We start from the raw sequence: 16,415 nt of genomic DNA, 5'->3' as shown, positions 1-16,415 counted from the left end.
CCGGGCGCGAGACTTCGAGGCGGTTGCGAAAGTCCTTGCGCTTCGAAAGTCGTATATCCAGAAGTACGCTCATGCCATTCCCACTCGTACTGCCCTGAACACAATTGCCTCCTTTGCACCAATCCTTGAAATGGGCGCCGGCACGGGCTACTGGGCTTCGCTTCTGAGGGTGCAGGGCACCGATGTGCTCTGCTACGACAGAAATCCACCAGGTCAGCACGGCGCAGAAGGCAATCATTTCCACGAGGGGGCCACTTGCTGGACGGAAGTGTTGCAGGGAGACGACTCCGCAGTTGATTTCCATCCTCATCGCACACTACTCCTTTGCTGGCCTCCGCCGAATAGCGATATGCCGGTCCGAGCCCTGACCCGATACCGGGGAGAGCATTTCATTTACATCGGCGAACTCCCCGAAGATGAGGACGGCTATTTGTACTTCACGCATCTCGGGAAGCCGGTGCGAAAAGGAATCACGATCACGCCCCAGTTCTTCACCGAGCTCCGTCGCGGTTGGGATCTGCTTGAGCGAGTGGAGCTACCACACTGGGAAATCTGCCTGGACAATCTGTATGTATTTAAGCGAAAGCTCCGCCCTCATTTGAAGAAGCTCCGCAGTTCAAAGGACTGAAGCACTTGTGATCACATCACTGCTCTGGGATGTGTGGGTCTGTCGTCAAGACCAAGCATGTGCGATTCTGCCGGAGAAGCGTGGCAGGTGCAAGCGCGTTTTGTCGCCTGCACACCCAGCGTAAGCAATGCAAGCCAGCCTTGTACGACCAGCTCCACGGCATTTGCTGCAACTTGTACTTCCGTTAGCGACCTGGTCTTTCTTCGCCCTGCTCGCGGTAAACAGAATCGGGATGTCGCCCCTATGAATCCGTCAGATCCTCGCTCAACATTGGACAATGCAAAGCAAACTGCGAATATGGCCTTCTTCTATTTCGCTCTGCGTCAGAGCATTGGCTTCCTTCCCATGCTGGAGGCTCACACGCACTTCGCGCTGAAAGTCTTATTTTCCTTCGTTGATGGCTTGTGTCCGTCGATTATCAGGAACACATCAAGGTAGGCGCTGCGGATTCGATCAATCACAAAGCCTGCATCCCGAACCGTCCCGACTGTTTCTCGGTTTACATCTGAGCCGAGAAACCGCATGGCGAGGTTCATCATGTCCTGTTCAAATGCAATCAGGGGGTTTCCGCTCCGTACGTGCTCCAACATGAGAAGCCTGCCTCCAGGCTTCAACACTCGATGCAATTCCGAAAGCCCTTGTCCGGGATTAGGCACACTGCAGAACGTGGATGCGGTCGCTACTGTGTCAAAGGACGCCTCTTGAAACGGCAACTTCTGGACATCGGCTTCCATCAACTGTATCGTCCCATCATAAGACTGAGCACGGCTCTGTGCGCGGCGCAACGCCTCGACATTTACGTCAATTGCGATGATATTGCGGTGCGGTGGAAAGTTAGCAAAGTTCAGCCCCGATCCGGCAGCGACAAACAAAACCGATTCACCCATATTGGCAAAGAGAACCTTCTGGGCATAGGCTCGCCTCTGTGCTCCAGCAATTTCTTGTAAGTCGCGAAGCCAGGAAGGGGTGCGAAGGGTGAAGCTAGGTGGACGCACTTTCTGGCTTGATCGGTGAAGTGGAAGCGCTTCCATAGACACTTCCCGGAACCATGCATCAATGAGCACGAACACCATACTGATTGCCAAACCAGTCCCGGCACCAAAAGCAAACATTAGAAATCGATTTGGGAAGGGGAGGTAGGCTATTATCATCGCCCCCATACCAATGAACCCGCCAGGGACCATTGCCTCCATCTCGCCGATCAGGTTGCCAATGAAAAACGATAGGAGGGACTGCAGAATCATCACAATGGACATGGATGTCAGAAACGACCACCAGAAAGGCCAGTTGTCCGGAATCAAGTATTCGTGGAATCCAACAACCAGGACGCCGAGAAGCGTTCCAAATAGAGCGTCAAGCACCCAAAACTTTATCGAGTTCGATCGATAGCTGTGACATTGGACGATTCCATCGGTTGAAGAACCGCAATTTCGGCAATCGGGTTGTACTGCGGCGCTGCAGCTCATATTTGACAATCTCCTCTTTCGATCCTCTAACGTAGTTGCACGTGTCGCGCCATTCGCAATCCTGCGCGATGGCCATAGATTAAGACCGTACTCACTATCCAGGGGTCTCAATAACAAGTCTGACGTTGCCTTCTCTGTGCCAAATGCGCCTGCCAATGGACCAAATCAGGCACACCGGCGTGTTGTCCGATGACTGACTGTGTCTCACGTCCAGGAAAGAATGACGTTTCAATCGCCGCCAACACCAGTACTGGAGCCTACATCGCGCTTTGGCCTCATCGAATTCGTAAGGTCTCTAACGGAGGATAAGATTTGGCACAGTACTTGCTTCTCCATGGGACATGAAGGCGGTACGGAGGTGACGGAGATGCTCCGTGGGAAACGAGTATCAGCCCGGTCGCCGAACCAAGCGCTGAACAATTAGGCTCAATCGGGTTTGTTTAAAGCTGAGGAGGCTTTCCTTCGTTCATGTCTAGACTGTTTCGTGTTAAACCCATGTCGTTGCTCTCAGCCGAGGCGAGCGAAGAGGGCGAACATACGCTCAAGCGCTCGCTGGGCGCACTGAACCTGATTACGCTGGGCATCGGCGCCGTGATCGGCGCGGGCATCTTTGTGCTGACGGGGCAGGCGGCGGCGCGGTATGCTGGGCCGGCCGTGGCGCTGAGCTTCGTGCTGGCCGGCATTACGTGCGCGTTCGCCGGGCTGTGCTATGCGGAGTTTGCGTCGATCATCCCGATTGCGGGATCGGCGTACACATACGGTTATGCGACGCTGGGCGAATTGGTGGCGTGGATCATCGGCTGGGACCTGGTGCTGGAGTACGCGTTTGCCGCGGCGACGGTGGCCTCGGGGTGGTCGGGGTATTTCAATAGCCTGCTTCAGCAATGGGGAATCTACATCCCACCGCAGATGACGGCGACGACGGGAACACCGCTGGTGTTTTACCAGCATCAGTGGCTGCCGGTGATGTCCCTGCCGCCGGGCGTGAGCGCGACGGGACTGCCACATGCCACCGGCGTGTTCAACCTGATTGCCATGGCGGCGGTGCTGGCGATTACGGCCATCCTGGTGATCGGCATCAAGGAGTCGGCCAACCTCAACTCCGCTATCGTGATCGTGAAGCTCGCGATCATAGCGATCTTCCTGGCGGTGGGAAGCTGGTTCCTGTTTAAGCATCCTGCGGTGGCGCAGGCAAACTGGCATCCGTTCATTCCGCCTTCGGATGGGCACGGCAACTTCGGTTGGGGTGGCATCCCCAAGGGCGCATCGCGGGTCTTCTTTGCGTATATCGGATTCGACGCGGTGTCGACGGCGGCGCAAGAGGCGAAGAAGCCGCAGCGCGACATGCCCGTTGGCATTCTCGGATCGTTGGCGGTCTGCACCGTGCTGTACATCCTTGTCTCGATGGTGCTGACGGGGCTGGTGAGCTACAAGACTTTGAACGTGGGCGCGCCGGTGGCGCTGGGCATTGACGCGACCGGCGTAAGTTGGGGATCGATGCTGGTGAAGATCGGCGCCATCTTCGGGCTGGCCACAGTGATGCTAGTGATGCTGCTGGGGCAGTCCCGCGTGTTCTATTCGATGTCGAAGGACGGGCTACTGTGGAAGTGGGCTTCGGCCATTCATCCGAAGTTCCGCACTCCGTGGATCACGACGATTGTGTTCGGCCTGTTCGCGGCGCTTGCGCCGGCGTTTCTGCCCATTGACCGGCTGGCCGATCTGGTGAACATCGGGACGCTGCTGGCGTTCGCGATTGTGAGCGCGGGCGTATGGGTGCTACGGGTGCGGCATCCCGACTTGCACCGGCCGTTCAAGACGCCGCTGGTTCCGCTGGTGCCGTTCCTGGGAATTGTGTCGGCGTTGTATCTGATGACGCAGTTGGCGCTGATTACGTGGGTGGTGATGATCAGCTGGCTGGTTATAGGGCTGATGATCTACTTCGGCTACTCGCTGAAGCACAGCAAGGTGCAGAAGCTTGCGACCGTCGCTGAGGCCGACTGAGGAAATCGCCAGAGAGAAAAGCACGAAAAGCGCCTCCCCTGCAGAAGATCGCCCTTGCGGAACGGGACGAAGGGAGGAGGTGTTTGATCCACTTCACGAATCTCATTGCGTTCTGGAATTGCGCCGTTTCCAGCAGCTTTGAATTCATGCCATTGGCGTTCGCCCTCGCCAATCAAGTCCTCTAGCCGCTGGCGGAGTAAGGAGTCCCCCGATCAACACAAGCTGGCACTTGGCAGGCTAAGCGCTTTGGACGGATACGGCGAGAGAAAAACTGTCGTCGGCGGCAACAGCGACAATCTTTGCGCGCTTTTCGTAGCGGGTAGGGCGACGGCGAAGCCCCCCCTATTTTGGCGCTCGCGAAAAGTAGCGTCCACGTACCCTTCGTCAAGATTCAGTTTGCCTTGCTCGTGCAGGCGCGCGGCCAGCGGCTTCAGATGTTGTTCCAGCTTTCCGCTTCGCACCTAGCTCTGAAATCGGCGCCGGCAGGTCTGGTATGTTGGGCACTCATCCGAGAATTCGCGCCATTACGCGCCGATTCCCAGCACCCACAACACCCATTGAGAACAGCGCGCGTGTCGTGTCACGGACGCCCCCGGTTGCCTGCACGCTGCGCGGGTCGCAACACTATCTCCACAACTGCCCACGGTTCGTCGATCTGTTCCCAGCGACCTGCCATCGGTGCGTTCGGAGATACACAGAGCATCTCCAGTAGGACACCAATTGGCGCCTCAACGGTTTATGAGACTGGTTGACTGGTTCTAATAAAATCGAGGCTTCCACGCCCTGTGGCTTCGAAGCGCGGTACCTGATGGCCTACGGCGGGCCGCTTCCGATAACTACGATGCTGGAGAAGTTTGACTTCAAGCAGTTCGTCGAGGAAACGCTGAAGATCAGGCTGCAGATTCACTCGATTCCGGTTTTCCCATTCATTTTAGGATCGTGATGGCCTGTTACGTGGGACTGTCGCGGCTGCCTCATCTGCACTTTGTGAAGCCCAAACCGATGCTGACCGGCATTCGGCAGTTGGCTGAACTTCAGCCACGATGAGTGTGTGGTACTCATGGTCTAGAGATCTGCATGATAAGTCTGGCGTCGGCCTCCCTGCGCCAAATGCGCCAGCCAGTGGACGATATCAGGCAACCCGGGATGCTGTCCGATGGCAGCCGGCACCTTATGCTCGCGGAACACGATGCAGTGAGTGCCTGTCAAAGCTAGTCCAGAAGCGTACATCCGTGCACCGGCCTCACACAGTTGGTGAGTTTTTGGCCGAGAAGAAGATTTGGCACAGTACTTGCTTCTCCTTAGGCAGGGGCAGCCGAATGACTATCATCGCACCGCCGGAAAACGTCATCGCCGTTCAGACGGAAGTTGGCTTTGAACGCACTCTCGGGTTGTTGCGCATCGAGCTGCCCCGCCATGAGTTTCGGATTCTTGGGGAAGTGGATTTCAACCGCGAACTGGAGAGTCTCATTGGGTTGGCGACATCACGGTATGTGGTTCTGATAGTGTGGCATCCATTCTCGGCCTATCAGGCGCTGCTCAGCGATCCCAACGGAGGATTGATGGTTCCATTCAGCCTCGCGGTGTATCAGAATGGCGATGTCACAACCGTGTCGGTTCTCAAGCAGCCGTCACTGATACCGGAGGCATCGCTAGGGATTCGTGCACTTGGCCAGGAGTTGAATCGTCGGATGCGCAGGGTCATGCTGGAGCTTGGGATCTATGAACGGCCGCAGGACCACCATAGCGTGGAGCATAGGAAGGCGGTACGGGGATGATGGAGATGCCGCATGGGAAACGAGTATCGGCCTTCTTTGCTTTCTGGAAGCGTGTGCTTCGACCGACGGTTGTTGCGCCACTCCGTCGCGATGACGAAATAGCAGAGGAAGATCCTTGGGGTAGACACGGTTCCTGCTCTGAACCCCGCGATTGCGACTATGGCGTTCCACCACGTCAGCTTGGGAGATGGTAATGATCGGTGGTTTCGTACTTGGAACATCAGGGATCTCGAAGGGGAGCAAGACAAGCGCAATGAATAAACCATATGCACTGATAGCTGGGGCTGTTCTAATCATTGCCGCTTACCCGATGCTGGCCCAACATCAACATGGCGGTGGGCCCTCGGGTAGCGGCGGACCTGTTCCTGGTTACGGCGGAGCCATGAATGATCTTCAAAGAGCTATCGCTGTCCAGGCGAGCAACGAGCAGTCGGCGCAGTTGCGTTCGTGGACTCAGAGAACGGCCACTATGAATCGGGAACTGGAGGACATCCGTCAAGGATCGGAATCGCGCAGGTCCGGAGACGTCTCAGACGAGATCGGTTTGTTCAAGACGGCACTTGTGACCGACAATCTGGACCGTCACGAATTCCTCGAGAGTCTTTCCGGCGCGCAGCATTCCGGACTCAGGAAGCCGGTGCGGGGACTCGACAGAATCAACAATGCTATGGCGAAAGCGCTCTTCGCAATTACCGAGAGCTCCGGACAGACCCAGAATACAAAGCTGCTGTTCAAGGGACTCGAAAGAGCGAAGAAAGTGATCGAGGCCGAGCAATATGAGCAGCAAAAGTTCGTGCGCGAAATGGGAGTGACGGTGTAGCGCGCAGAGGCACCGCGGGCCACGCCGCGGAGGAAATCGGCACCACGCATCCAACCGACAATGACGCGGTGGATTGCCCAGACTCCTTTTGTGTGGCCCGCGTAGCCCTTGTCCCCTATTCTCTTCGATTGGTAACTGGAGCAGTTCCAGTCGAAGTCTTGAAGAGAAAGTCTCCGGCTTGTGATTTAGGTCACAGACCGGAACGGAAAGGATTGGCATTCTCAGTACACTGCATGAGATTCTTCTCCAAAGTCGTCACGACGATGCTCCTCCTAGTCTTGGGAGTCGGGCCTTTGTCGCTGTATGCGGCGACGCCGTGCCAGATCCAGGCGAAGTCTTCGATGTGCTGCGCGGCGGGATGCCCGATGATGACGGCAATGAAGAAGGCCCGGGCTCAATCTCGGATCGAGTCCGGCACTTCGACGAAATGCGGCTGCCAGGTATCGCCGGGTGCGCCTGCTTTGGTTGCGATTGCGCCAGCAACGCGAGAATCGAGCGCTGTGGCGCTTGAGGTCAACCCGCTCGCCGGTTTTGCGTCCATCATGGCGATTCGCGTGGAAGAAAGCTATATCCCGCCCGACCGGGAGTCGTTCAGACACTCCCAGTCCATCCTTTGCACCTTCCAAATCTGATCTTCGCCAGCGGCCGCATTCTCCAGCATGCGTAGCTGATCTCGTTGCGTGTTGTCGCGTCTCCGAGGGGCGGGCCTCGGCACTTTGACTCGGCGAAGAATTTTTCCTTGTTGATTTTAAATCTCAGTTTTCAGGAGTTGTATCTGTCATGAATCGAACGCGTTTGAAGCGGCGTGTATTGTCTGGCCTGGTGCTTTTCGCCGGCCTGTGGTTTTGCCTTCAGGACACAGGAGTGGGGCTTGCGCAAGACCGCGGCCAGGCTGACTCCAAGAAGCCAATCCTCGCCTGGCAATCGCCTGCAAGACTGCGCCATATCGCAGGGAGGGAGAAGGGCGATCTCAGCATCGGCGTCGACGGAATCAAGTTCCGATTCGGGAAGGGGAACACGATGATATTGCGCTACCTGGAAGTGCAGTCATTTCTTCTAACACCCCGCAGTCTGACCATCGAAACATACCAGAACCGGAAGAGGCATCTCCCTGGAGTCGAGCGATACAGGTTTGATTTGACCGAGACCTTTCCTCCTAAGGTAGCGGCAGAGTTAGCCAAGGAAGTCAAGCGGCCATCACAGAATGCCGTTCCCGATCCAACGGCGCAGGGGATCGCAATTCCCGCCCACCATCGGACTGTCATGGGCGGTACAAACGGCACTTTGCGGCTCCGCGATGGCGGTATCGATTATGTGACAGGCGCTTCCGGTGACAGCCGCAGTTGGCGCTGGGCCGACCTCCAAACTTTATCTGCCCCCGATCCCTATCACCTGCTTGTGTTCGGATACCGCGATACCTACACCTTCGATCTGAAAGAGATCCTGCCGCAGCCGTTGTATTACCGCCTGGTCGATGCACTCGATCGGCACCATGCGACAGAATCAGCACAGAAAATCGATCCCCAGGATCTCAAGAGCTCGGAGACACGTGGACCGGGAGCTCAAAAATGAAGAGATTCGGTATATTTCGAATCGGACTTTGGCTGGTATCGCTTCTGCTGATCCCTGTCAGCCTATGGTCCCAGGAGGCAGCGGAAAGCCCGACCGTTGCTCTCGAAGCTCCGGCACCGAACCAACCGAGTGCCCCACAGGCGCTCATCCTCGACGATGTAGTCCGGGAGGCTCTGGAAAAGAATCCGGAAGCGCAGAGCGCGTTGCACTCGGTCAGAGCTCTGGAGCGGCGAGTGCCGCAAGCGAAGACTTTGCCTGATCCGGTGGTGGGCATCGGCTGGGCCGGTAATCCAGCGCCTTTCAGCACGATGTCCGGCGATGCATCGAGCTATCGCGGGGTCACCGTTTCCGAACAATTTCCTTACCCCGGCAAGCTGAAGCTCCAGGGCGCCATTGCCAGCAAGGAAGCAGACGCTGCTCAAGCCGATTACGAGGCGGTGCGCCGCCGGGTAGCGGCCGAGGTCAAGGCGGCCTTCTACGACTACTTCTACTTCGATAAAGCGATCCAGACGACCACGAGAAACAAGGACCTTCTCGAAAAGTTGTCGAAGATCGCCGAGGCCCAATACCGAGTGGGAAAGGCGATGCAGCAGGATGTGCTGCGCTCGCAAGTGGAGGTCTCCCTGCTGCTCGAAAAGCTCACCGTGCTGGAACAACAGAAAGCCACGGCGCAGGCAAGAATCAATGCCTACCTTCTCAGGGCTCCTGAATCGCCGTTGCCGCCCGCCGCGGACGTGGAGCCGGCTACGATCCGTTATTCGCTCGACGAGTTGTATGCCTTTGCGGCGAACAACGACACGGCCGTTCTGCGCGATCAGCGAATGATCGACCGAGGCCGCCTGAGTGTTGCGCTGGCTCAGAAGCAGTACAGACCCGATGTCGGCGTGGCTTACATGTATCAACAGCGCACGGCGCAGCCGGACATGAACGGGGTCACCTTCAGCGTAAACATTCCCATCTTTTACCGGTCGAAGCAACGCCAAGGCGTGGCCGAAGCCAGCGAAGACCTCATTAGCGCGGAAAAGCTGCGCGACAACCGCCAAAACGAAGTGCGCTTTGAATTGAAGCAACAGTATCTGGCCGCTCAGGCGGCGGAGCGGCTGGTGAATCTCTACTCCAAAGGCGTCGTTCCCCAGTCCTCGCTGGCTCTCGAATCTGCGATGGCCTCCTATCAGGTGGGCAAGGTCGATTTCCTGTCGCTGATCGCAAACTTCACCACGCTGCTCGACTACGAAACCGACTACTACCGCCAGCTTGCCGACTATCAGACCGCCATCGCTCGGATGGAGAACCTGACCGGAACCGGAATTACCGGAACTCCGGGTGCGAGTCCGGCCGCGCCCATTTCACAGACTGTGCAGGAGGCGAAATGAAGACGGGCACTCAAGGTTTCACAGAAGCTGAACGAGAGACTGAGGTGGGGCCGGAATATGCACGCTCCGATCTAGTTTATGGCGCGCAGGTCCATCTGCAGGACCGGTACCGGCTCTGCCGGCTCGTGGCGCTCGCGACACGCAGACTGCACAAGCCACGCCTCCGGATTCAGGACACCATCAATGGCGTTCTGGTGCATCTGAGCGAACCGCAGACGCAAACCGGCCTGCTCGCTTCAGAGGATGATTCGGCAGCTACGGAAGCGAGCAGCATCTCAGTCCTCCGCACCGCGCCTTCGGAAACTCGGTTTAAGAATTTGACATGGATGCCGGTAAGCCAGGCAGCGTTTACACCGGAAGGAAGAGGAGTTTAGTCATGTTACGGTCTCCCAAGAAGTTCATTGCAGTCGTTTTGCTCATTGCCGCGCTGGGCGTGGTCTATATGGGCGCGACCCATCGCTGGTTCTTCGGCCGCGGGGCAACCGCAGCAGTCACTTCTGCAAGCGCGGGCGGCGAGCGCAAAGTCCTCTACTGGTACGACTCGATGAATCCGCAACACCATTACAACCAACCCGGCAAAGCTCCGGATGGGATGGACCTTGTTCCGTTGTATGCCGAACAGACGGCGAAGCCTGCAGAGCAGACAAGCAGTTCGTCGCCCTCGAACATGGCCAACATGCCGGGCATGTCCACGAAGAGCGGCGAACGGAAGGTTCTCTACTGGTACGACCCGATGCATCCGGCCTACAAGTCGGACAAGCCGGGGATTGCTCCCGATTGCGGAATGACACTGGTTCCGAAGTATGCCGAAGACGAAAGCATGGCCAAGATGCCGATGGGAACGGTGACAATAACGCCGGAAAAGCAGGTGATGGCAGGAGTGCGCACGGCGATCGTCGAACGCAAACCGCTGGTTCGGGATATCCGTACCACGACGCAGATTGTCGCCGATGAGACGAAGATCGCCCATGTTCATGTGAAGGTGGCTGGATATATCGATCAGGTATATGTCGATTTTGTGGGACAGCTTGTGAAGAAGGGGCAACCGCTGTTCACGCTCTACAGCCCGGATCTGGTTTCGACAGAAGAGGAGTATCTCATCGCAAAACGCGGGAATGCCACACTCGGCAATGCGCCGTTTGAAGAGGTGTCCCAAGGCGCGCAATCGCTCTTGAAGTCCACCCGTCAACGGCTGAAGCTGTGGGATATATCGGACGACCAGATCAAGCAACTCGATCAGACGGGCAAGGTCAGCAAGGACTTGACCTTCTACTCGCCGATTACGGGTTTCGTGACCGACCGCAAGGTGTTCCCGCAGACGTCAGTTACACCGGACACAGAACTGTACACCGTATCCGATTTATCGACGGTGTGGGCCGATGCCGACATCTATGAGTACGAAGTTCCATTTGTTCATCTTGGCCAGCGAGTGACTCTTACCCTCAGCTATTACCCTGGCAAGACGTATACGGGGAACATTGCCTACGTCTATCCAACCGTCGATCCGCAGACCCGGACGGTAAAGGTGCGCATTCAACTGCCCAACCCCGGCTTCGATCTCAAGCCGCAGATGTTCGCCGATGCTGAACTGCGGGTTGATTATGGCGTGAAGATCGTCGTTCCCGACGAGGCGGTCCTCGACGCTGGAACGGAACAGAGGGTCTTTGTGGTTCACCCAGGAGGCATATTTGAGCCTCGAAAGGTAATCCTTGGCCCGGTCTTCGATGGGAACGCTGCGGTACTCAGTGGGCTTAAAGCTGGCGAAACGGTTGTTGTCTCGGGCAACTTCCTTATCGACTCCGAAAGCAATCTCAAAGACGCAATGAGCGGGATGACGCACTAAGGAGAATGGCTATGAACTTTCGACGTATCGCACTGACGGTAGCTGTGGTGATCCTGGCTGGCGCGGGTGTTTTTGGTTGGTACAGATTTGTCGCTCACCCGAAGCCGGTGGTCTGCGGTTATTGTCTGCGGCCATTGCACTCAAATCTCAAGGTGACCGCGGAAATCGATGGGAAGAGGGCGGAAGTCTGCTGCCCCCGTTGTGCCATTACCGAAGCAAATCAGCAGCACAAGCCGGTGCGTCTGATCACCGTCCACGACTACAGCACGGGTAAGACGATGTCGCCCGAAACTGCCTGGTATGTCGAGGGCAGCCGTGTCATGGCGTGCGAGCACGGCCTGATGCACATGGACGAAATGAAAGAAACCCAGGAGATGGCATACGACCGGTGCTCGCCAGGGACCCTGACCTTTGCGACCAAGCAACAGGCTGAAGACTTTACTGCGGCAAACGGCGGCACCGCCATCTCGTTTGGACAGCTCATGAGTGAGGCGCATTACCAATGATGAACAAGATTATCGATTTCAGCGACAAAAACAGGTTCCTGATCTTCCTCTTCGTTGCGGTAGCCCTCCTGCTGGGATGGAATGCGATGAAGAAGACCAAGCTCGACGCGATACCCGACCTTTCGGATACCCAGGTGATCGTCTACTCCAAGTGGGACCGCAGCCCCGACATCATGGAAGACCAGGTTTCGTATCCGATCGTATCGGCATTGCTCGGACTACCAAAGGTCAAGGACATTCGCTCCTTCTCCGACTTTGGCTACTCCTATGTCTACATCATCTTCGACGAAGGAACGGACCTCTACTGGGCTCGGGCCCGCACGCTTGAATACCTGAGTGCCGTCACTCCACGGCTGCCAAAAGGCGTTAGCGTCGAATTAGCGAAGGACGTGACCTCCGTCGGCTGGGTCTATCAGTATGCCCTGGTCGATACGACCGGAACGTACAGCATCGACCAGTTGCGGTCGTATCAGGACTGGTATCTTCGCTACGCATTGCAGACCGTCCCCGGCGTCGCCGAGGTCGCTCCGATCGGCGGCTTCGTGCGCGAGTACGAAGTTAATGTCGATCCTAACAAGCTGCTCGCCTATCACATCCCCATCAATGCAGTCAGCGATGCTGTGCAGAAGTCCAACAACGATGTTGGCGGTCGATTGGTCGAGTTCACCGGTCGCGAATACATGGTGCGCGGACGCGGATATATCCGTTCCCTCGACGACATCGGTAAGACCGTCATTATGGTCAACGCGCAGACAGGGACTCCCGTACTTGTCCGCGATGTAGGCACCGTAACCTACGGCCCGGACATGCGGAGGGGTGTGGGAGAGTTGGATGGCAAGGGCGAAGCTGTTGGTGCCGTAGTCATCATGCGTTATGGAGAAAATGCGGAGAAGGTGATCGAGCGGACCAAGGAGAAACTGGACGAACTGAAGTCCACACTGCCTCCCGGCGTCAAACTGGTGACGACTTACGACCGGTCCGACTTGATCGGTCGCGCGGTCGATAACCTGAGGCACACGCTGATCGAAGAATTGGTCATCGTCAGCCTCGTGATCATGATCTTCCTGTGGGATTTGCGTAGCGCCATTGTGCCGATCGTTACCATCCCCGTCACCCTGGTCCTGGCCTTCATCCCAATGCAGTGGATGGGATTGACGGCCAACATCATGTCACTGGGCGGCTTTGCCGTCGCCATCGGGGCACTCGTAGACGCATCCATCGTCATGGTGGAGCAGACACACAAAAAGCTCGAGCACTGGGAAGCCGAAGGCAGGCCAGGGCCGTCTCACGCCGTGGTGATCGCCGCTGTAAAGGAGGTTGGAGGGCCCAGTTTCTTCGCCTTGCTCGTCATCGCGGTGGGCTTCCTTCCGGTCTTTACGCTGGAAGGCCAGGAGGGTCGTCTTTTCAAACCGCTCGCCTTCACCAAGAACTTCTCCATGGGGATCGCGGCCTTGCTCGCGATCACCTTGGTTCCAGCGGCGATGCGTCTCATCTTCTCGCGCATGGACGGATTCGACTTCCGACCCCAATGGCTCGCAAAGATCGTCAACGCGATCTTCGTTGGAAAGATCCACAGCGAGGAGAACCATCCGATCAGCAAGCCGATGATGAAGATCTATCACCCGGTGGTCGAGTTTGTCCTCGATCACAAATGGATGACCATCGGAGTTGCTCTTCTCGTCATGGCGCTGAGCCTGCCGGTCTACTTCAAGCTCGGATCCGAGTTCATGCCGCCGCTGGATGAAGGCACACTCCTGTATATGCCGTCGACATTGCCTGGCATCTCTGTAACAGAAGCGACGCATGTCTTGGAGATGCAGGACAAGATGATCCGCGCCTTTCCGGAGGTCGAAAGCGTCTGGGGGAAGGCGGGCCGTGCAGAGAGTTCAACCGATCCAGCCCCGTATTCGATGATGGAAACCACCATCGTGCTCAAGCCGGAGGATCAGTGGCCAAAAGTAGATCGTTGGTACTCAAAGTCGGCGCCGCAGTGGCTTCAGTCTGTTCTGCGAAGGTTCTGGCCGGATCACTTGACGACGCAGGAATTGATCTATGGCCCCGGGGGATTGAACGAGGCTCTCCAATTGCCCGGAATCTCGAATGCCTGGACCATGCCCATCAAGGCCCGCACCGACATGCTCACCACGGGCATTCGCACACCGCTCGGCATCAAGGTGCTGGGCTCCGACCTTGGGCAGATTCAGCAGATCGGTGAACAGATTGAGACGGCATTGAAAGATGTCCCCGGAACCACCAGTGTCTTCGCGGAACGCACAAAAGGTGGATATTTCCTGGACTTCGATCTGAAGCGCGATGAACTTGCCCGCTATGGCTTGACCATCGAAGATGCAGAGAACGTACTCACATCGGCGGTCGGTGGCGACCAGATCTCCACAACAGTCGAAGGTCGTGAACGGTATCCGGTCAACGTGCGCTACCTGCGCGATTACCGCAGCGATATTGGCGCCCTCCAACGTGTTCTAGTCGCCACCCCCTCCGGCGCGCAGATTCCCCTTGGCGAGATCGCGGATATCCACATGCGAACCGGCCCAGGAATGATTCGCGATGAAAATGGCAGGCTCAGCGGCTATGTTTATGTCGATGTATCGGGACGCGACATTGGCGGCTATGTGCACGACGCCAAAGCCGTCGTTGCGAAGAAGGTCAAAGTGCCTGCCGGCTACGAGCTTGTGTGGAGCGGGCAGTATGAATTCATGCAGGAGGTAGCGCAGCGCCTGAAGTTCGTCATTCCCATCACGCTCTTCATCGTCTTCTTGCTGCTCTACTTCAACACCGGCTCGGCAATCAAAACCATGATCATTCTGCTGGCCGTGCCTTTCTCGGCCATTGGCGCAGTCTGGTTTCTGTACCTGCTGCACTACAACATGAGCATCGCCGTGTGGGTCGGCCTCATCGCGCTGCTCGGAGTCGATGCCGAAACGGCCGTCTTCATGCTTCTCTACCTCGACCTTGCCTACCACGAAGCGCTGAAGATGGGCGGCATTCACTCCTGGGACGACTTGCGCGAAGCCATCGTTCACGGCGCGGTGAAGCGGCTGCGGCCCAAAGTCATGACTGTTTCGTGCATGCTCTTCGGACTGCTGCCGATTATGTGGTCGGTGGGTTCTGGAGCGGATGTCATGAAGCGTATCGCGGCTCCCATGATCGGCGGAATTATCACGTCGTTCCTCATGGAGTTGGTCGTATATCCACCGATCTTCGCGATCTGGAAGTGGAACTGGGAAGTCAAGCCCGCTCTGAAGCGTGAAGCAACTCCACTTGCGGAGACACCTCATGACTAACGGAATGATCTTTGGAGCAAAGCACTGGTGGATGGCCTTGGCTGCAATCTTCTTCTGGGCAGTTCCTGTCTCTCTGTGGAGTCAGGGAACGCTACTCTCTCAACAGACCCACTCAACTGGCGAGCAGCCGTTCTCGGGAGTTGACGACTCGTTAGCCGGCGCAGCGGACGCTATTCTTGCCTCTGTCACGCAGATTCCAGTCGCCGCGAATGGGCAGGTTGGAGTCAATAAAACAACTAGTACAAACCTTGCCATTCTCAATAGGCCGCAATCCCGAACTTGGAGTAGCGGCCCGAGCTTTGCGGCGGCACGTGTGGATATGCTACGCCCGGCGATTGAGCCCATTCTGCGGAGTCATGGAGTGCCCACCGATCTCGTAGCCGTAGTTCTTGTCGAGAGCGGAGGGCACGCAACCGCGCTCTCTCCTAAGGGCGCTCGCGGCCTTTGGCAGTTGATGCCGGACACCGCGCGTCGCTATGGGCTGCGCGTGGATGACACAGAGGATGACCGTCTCGATCTTTTCAAGGCCACCGACGCTGCGGCGCAATATCTTCACGACCTGCACGCGCAATTCGGAGATTGGAAGCTAGCACTCGCCGCCTACAACACGGGAGAAGTCAACGTCGGCTCGGCGATCCTAAGAACGCACACTCAAGACTTCGATGAATTGACCAACCTTCGAGTGTTGCCGCTCGAAACCAGAAACTATGTTCCCCGGGTGTTGGCTGCGATCCGGTCCTTTGACCCGACGTCATCCCTCGCGGAACATCACGGCGAAGCAGGCGCGGAAGCAGTCTTCGCCTCCAGCAGTCGTTAAGGTGCATTTATGAGCAATCAACGGATCCGTAAGCATTCCAAGACGCCCCGTCGCGGCGATTGGTGCACGCTCTGGCCCGTGTGGGCGCTATGTGGCGGTCTTGGCCTCTTGTTCGTCTTCGCTCTCGCGGGTGTGTACATAGCCAATCTTCCGCAGAAGAGCGACATCCCGGTGGTTGCAGTGGGCGAGGGTCAGGATCTCCATTTGGACCCGGCCAAGCTGAATTTACGGCAGCTCCACTTGTTCGAGGTGAGGGCTGCGGGACAGAAAGCGAGGGTCGTTGTCCAGCGGACTGACGACAACACTGTT

Annotated in this window: 14 protein-coding genes; 13 read left to right on the top strand and 1 reads right to left on the bottom strand. The window is 57.0% G+C overall.

Going from position 1 to position 16,415, the window contains the following annotated elements:
* Nucleotides 1-628: methyltransferase domain-containing protein (locus tag VMU57_RS19610; protein WP_325386505.1), on the top strand; the 628-nt coding region annotated here is incomplete at its 5' end.
* A 356-nt stretch (nucleotides 629-984) separates the two neighbouring features.
* Here the strand turns inward: VMU57_RS19610 and VMU57_RS19605 are convergent.
* Nucleotides 985-2,094, bottom strand: coding sequence for a class I SAM-dependent methyltransferase (locus VMU57_RS19605; protein ID WP_325386503.1), 1,110 nt, complete (start codon nucleotides 2,092-2,094; stop codon nucleotides 985-987).
* A gap of 468 nt (nucleotides 2,095-2,562) precedes the next feature.
* On the opposite strand from VMU57_RS19605, the gene VMU57_RS19600 reads away from it, so the two are divergent.
* The 12 genes from VMU57_RS19600 to VMU57_RS19545 all read left to right on the top strand — a co-directional run.
* Nucleotides 2,563-4,095 (top strand): amino acid permease, encoded by a 1,533-nt coding sequence (locus VMU57_RS19600; protein WP_325386501.1) that lies wholly within the window; start codon nucleotides 2,563-2,565, stop codon nucleotides 4,093-4,095.
* A 1,319-nt stretch (nucleotides 4,096-5,414) separates the two neighbouring features.
* Entirely contained in the window at nucleotides 5,415-5,873 is a 459-nt protein-coding gene (locus VMU57_RS19595) for a DUF302 domain-containing protein (RefSeq protein ID WP_325386499.1), read from the top strand.
* Between the two features lie 193 nt (nucleotides 5,874-6,066).
* Complete coding sequence (locus VMU57_RS19590) at nucleotides 6,067-6,693, top strand: hypothetical protein (RefSeq protein WP_325386497.1); 627 nt, start codon at nucleotides 6,067-6,069, stop codon at nucleotides 6,691-6,693.
* 233 nt (nucleotides 6,694-6,926) lie between these two features.
* Nucleotides 6,927-7,325, top strand: coding sequence for a hypothetical protein (locus tag VMU57_RS19585; RefSeq protein WP_325386495.1), 399 nt, complete (start codon nucleotides 6,927-6,929; stop codon nucleotides 7,323-7,325).
* Between the two features lie 148 nt (nucleotides 7,326-7,473).
* Nucleotides 7,474-8,265 carry a hypothetical protein gene (locus VMU57_RS19580; RefSeq protein WP_325386493.1) on the top strand — a complete coding sequence of 264 codons (792 nt, stop codon included), beginning with the start codon at nucleotides 7,474-7,476 and terminating at the stop codon, nucleotides 8,263-8,265.
* Nucleotides 8,262-9,638 (top strand): TolC family protein, encoded by a 1,377-nt coding sequence (locus VMU57_RS19575; protein WP_325386491.1) that lies wholly within the window; start codon nucleotides 8,262-8,264, stop codon nucleotides 9,636-9,638. The genes VMU57_RS19580 and VMU57_RS19575 overlap by 4 nt, the downstream gene beginning before the upstream one ends.
* Complete coding sequence (locus VMU57_RS19570; protein WP_325386490.1) at nucleotides 9,635-10,012, top strand: hypothetical protein; 378 nt, start codon at nucleotides 9,635-9,637, stop codon at nucleotides 10,010-10,012. The genes VMU57_RS19575 and VMU57_RS19570 overlap by 4 nt, the downstream gene beginning before the upstream one ends.
* Before the next feature lie 2 nt (nucleotides 10,013-10,014).
* The gene (locus tag VMU57_RS19565) at nucleotides 10,015-11,481 is read left to right on the top strand and encodes an efflux RND transporter periplasmic adaptor subunit (protein ID WP_325386488.1); all 1,467 of its coding nucleotides are present in this window, start codon (nucleotides 10,015-10,017) and stop codon (nucleotides 11,479-11,481) included.
* 11 nt (nucleotides 11,482-11,492) lie between these two features.
* Nucleotides 11,493-11,987, top strand: a complete 495-nt coding sequence (locus VMU57_RS19560) for a hypothetical protein (RefSeq protein WP_325386486.1) — start codon at nucleotides 11,493-11,495, stop codon at nucleotides 11,985-11,987.
* The gene (locus VMU57_RS19555; RefSeq protein WP_325386484.1) at nucleotides 11,984-15,289 is read left to right on the top strand and encodes an efflux RND transporter permease subunit; all 3,306 of its coding nucleotides are present in this window, start codon (nucleotides 11,984-11,986) and stop codon (nucleotides 15,287-15,289) included. Before VMU57_RS19560 ends, VMU57_RS19555 begins: the two co-directional genes overlap by 4 nt.
* A complete protein-coding gene (locus tag VMU57_RS19550; RefSeq protein WP_325386482.1) occupies nucleotides 15,282-16,106 on the top strand; it encodes a lytic transglycosylase domain-containing protein in 825 nt (274 codons plus the stop codon). Before VMU57_RS19555 ends, VMU57_RS19550 begins: the two co-directional genes overlap by 8 nt.
* Before the next feature lie 9 nt (nucleotides 16,107-16,115).
* Nucleotides 16,116-16,415: hypothetical protein (locus VMU57_RS19545; protein WP_325386481.1), on the top strand; the 300-nt coding region annotated here is incomplete at its 3' end.

Origin of the sequence: Edaphobacter sp. (assembly GCF_035532915.1) — a bacterium.
In the GTDB taxonomy this organism is placed as follows: Bacteria; Acidobacteriota; Terriglobia; order Terriglobales; family Acidobacteriaceae; genus Edaphobacter.
The sequence above is the reverse complement of the archived record's forward strand: the minus strand, read 5'-3'. Positions and strand labels throughout refer to the sequence as shown.